Consider the following 3,815-nt stretch of genomic DNA (forward strand, 5'->3'; position numbering starts at 1 on the left):
TACTCCTGGGGAAGAACTGATCCGCAATTTAGGCGAGCAGTTATGGGAGTATGATGAGCCAGATGTGGTACAAATCACAACCAATGAAGAAATTATCCCAACCTCGCCTGGGCAAGAGTTAATCCGCAGCTTAGGTGAGCAATTATGGGAATATGATCTACCAGATGTTGAACCAATAACGTCAGCGCCTGAAAATGCCTCTTTAGAGGAAACATTCACCGAGAATTTAGAGGAACTGGTATTGGAGTATGAAAGGGAAGATGCCCAAACCACAATACCCGAAAATTTCCCTCTCCCGGCAGCAGAAGATTCAATCACCTCATTAGCCCAACTGAGGTTCGATGATGATGAAGTTGTTCAACGTACAACAGGAGCAAATCTCCTTTCTACTAGACAAAGAAGTGAATTAACAACTTCTCCCTCAGTGGAAACCTGGGATAACACTTTGACCAATTTAGAGCCAAATGTGGCTAATACATTAGATGAGTTGTGGGTGAAATTGGATCAAAGTACCAATTTAGTTCAGCAACTTGCTTCTAATTTGGCAGTTCAAAGCAGCAATTCCCTAGGTATAATTGAGCGACATGGTGATGATCCTGTTACCAAGGCCCAAGGGTGGTTTTATCAAGGTCTAAGCCAAGCGAAAACAGGTGATTTGTTAGGCGCCATCGCATCTTATGACAAAGCCATCAAACTTCAACCAGAATTCTCAGAGTATTGGTTTAACCGAGGCTTGACGCTGTTCCATTTAGAACGTTTTGATGAAGCGATCGCATCTTACGAAACCGCCACACAACTAAAACCCGACTTCTACAAAGCTTGGTATAATCGCGGTGGAACTCTCGGAGAATTAGGATATTTTGAAGAAGCGATCGCTTCTTTTGACAAAGCCATAGAAATCAAGCCAGACTACCAAGAAGCTTGGTCTAGTAAAGGTTTGGCACTGCTGAAGTTAGGTTGGCTACCGGAAGCTATTTCTAGTTATGACCAAGCGCTACATTTGGAACCAGAAGACCAAGAAAACTGGTATCACCGTGGCATAGCCCTAGCTGTAAGCGAACAATTTACAGAAGCGATTATATCCTATGACAAAGCGTTAGAAATTAACCCAGAGTATCACGAAGTTTGGATAGACCGGGGAGTAGTACTGTTTAATTTAGGAAGATGGTCAGAAGCGATCGCCTCCTGGGATAAAGCACTGTCAGTTCAATCCAACTTCTACTTAGCTTGGTACAACCGGGGCATAGCGTTAGACAACTTAGGACGTAGACAAGAAGCGATCGCCTCCTATCAACAAACGATCGCCATTAAACCCGACTTCCACTTAGCTTGGTATAATCAGGCAGTAGCATTGTTTTATTTAGAACAATTTGTTGAAGCGATCGCCTGTTATGACAACGCTTTGCAAATTAAACAAGATTATTGGGAAGCTTGGATAGGTCGGGGAACTGCGATCGGTAATTTAGTTAATGCTGAGGCATTGCAGATTTCGAGTAGTATAACAGCGAGAAATCCCGCCTTACAACAGGGGGGTTACGAAGGAAAATTAGCCAGCTACGAGGAAGGGTTAAAGCATCTGCGGACAGATACCCATCCAGAAGGTTGGGGTAGATTGCATTTTGCGATCGCTAATACTTACTACGACCAAGGCAAAAAAAATACTAATCCCCGCGATTATTGGCGCAAAGCCGCATCTGAGTACCATCAAGCGCTGCTAACTCTCACACTAGAATATTTTCCCCAGTTGCACCTAGAGGTTTTACAATCTCTGAGCAAAGTGCTGATGGGTTTGGGACAAACAACACAAGTTCAAGAATTGCTGCAACGCGGTACAGATTTATTGCGACAATTACTGAGTGAAGAAACTCGCTCAGACGAAAGTAAAAAACAGTTAGCCCTGAAATTTGCAGGCTTTGATCAATTGGCAGTTGATTTAGCCGTAGAGTCCGGTGATTTAGTTGAAGCCTGGGAAATTGCTGAACAAGGCAAAAATGCTTGTTTAAACTGGCTGCTTTCTAGCTGGAATGATAATATTTACTCGCCCCATCATGGCGCAATTCAACAATTATTCAATCCCACAACAGCAATTATTTACTGGCATATTAGTCCAGTTGCCTTACACACATTTATTCTCAAAGACCAAGCGCCATCACCGATCCTGCTATTTACACCCATGCAAGATGCTGGGGCAATACCTTTAAGAGAAGACGCTATTCGTCTCAATGAATTACCTCTACCCGAAGCAGTACAACGCCTAATTGAATTTGAAACTTGGCTAGAAGATTGGCATCAACAATACCAAGAATATCGCACCACGGCCCAAGACAAAGAAAGTAAAAGCCAGCATTCTTGGCGAGTTGATATGGAACAGAAGCTGTCACAATTGTATGAAATTCTGAATATTTCCACAATTGCACAGGAACTCGAAGGCATCACCCAACTGGTTTTAATTCCTCACCGTGACTTGTATAGATTGCCCATTCATACACTTTTCCATCTTTCTTCCCCATCGTCGGAAGAATTGCCGAATGTGGAGTCAAATTTCAGCGTTACCTATCTACCTAGTGCCCAAATAGGTTTATCAATAAGAACTGAAGATATCTGGCAGTGGCAAAATCAATTATTGCTCAGTGTTGAACATCCAGAAAATACAGGTTCTCCCACACTGAAGTTTGCCAAACTTGAGTCGGAAGTTGTTAGCCAGATGTTCAATAATATCCAACGAATTCAGGGTTCAGAAGCTACGAAAGATGTTGTTGAAAACGCCTTATTTGATAATTACAACATCTTTCATTTTACAGGTAATGTCATTAATAACTTGGCTGAACCCAAAAAATCAGAATTAGCATTGGCAGGTGAAAACAAACTTACTCTAGATGAAATTTGCCAACAAAATCTAGCAAGTTACAACCTTATTACCCTCTCTGCTTGTGAAAACTTAACTACTAGCAACCACACTATCAGCAGCGAATATGTAAGTTTAGTAACTGGTTTTGTGAGTCAAGGCGTTCCTCATGTAGTAAGTACTCTCTGGAGTGTAGAATCTTCAGCTAGTGCCTTGGTAATGATAGAGTTTTACCGACGATTACAGCCCAATAAATCAGCAGTTACTGCCTTGGCTGAAGCAACCCGATGGCTGAAAGAATTAACTGCTGGAGAACTTACAAAATGGTATGAAGATGTCTTGAATAATCTGCATCCTGAAGAAGTACGAATTCAAACTTATTTAGCGACACAACTATATAGAAATAGTAAAATGGCATCAGATAAAAATCTTTATAATCATCCTTACTACTGGGCAGCATTCACGATTACAGGTAAGCCTAATTAATCATTTGTTCTGCTGCTAAAGCTGCTGTTTTATTCCCCATCGATTCTGGCTTCTTAGAGCTAGAAGTTTTACTTGCAGAGGCAGGACTACCTGAAGCAACAGCAGTTGGTGTTTAAGATATAGTACTAGTAGATTTTTCAGGTTTCTTCCTAGAACTACTTAGGATCAGCACTGTAAATAATGTTAGTTGTTGTTAGTTGTGATCGCTATGGTGGACTAAATAATAAGGTATTTAATCCACCATTGTTGAGTTTAGTTACTAATGAGAGCCGACGCAGTTAAAACTTGACTCGTCGTCGGAGTCAGCTTTACTCCTGATCAACTTTTTCGATATCATCAGGTGTACCAGTGGCAGAAATTTTTGATGTGCCAGATTTACCTGCACCTGAGTTGCCGCCAGAAGCGCCAGCACCCCCTGAGTGTTTAGAGTCCGTGTTGCCTTGTTCTTCTTGAAGCTGTTCAAGGCGGTTTTTTTCTTGAGCTT

At 41.7% G+C, this 3,815-nt stretch carries 1 protein-coding gene; it reads left to right on the forward strand.

Features of this window, described 5'->3' with window-relative positions; genetic code table 11:
- Positions 1–3,331: CHAT domain-containing protein (locus ACFE90_RS09865; protein ID WP_375499990.1), on the forward strand; the 3,331-nt coding region annotated here is incomplete at its 5' end.
- Between the last annotated feature and the right edge of the window lie 484 nt (positions 3,332–3,815).

This window comes from uncultured Nostoc sp., assembly GCF_964245445.1.
Lineage (GTDB): Bacteria > Cyanobacteriota > Cyanobacteriia > Cyanobacteriales > Nostocaceae > Nostoc.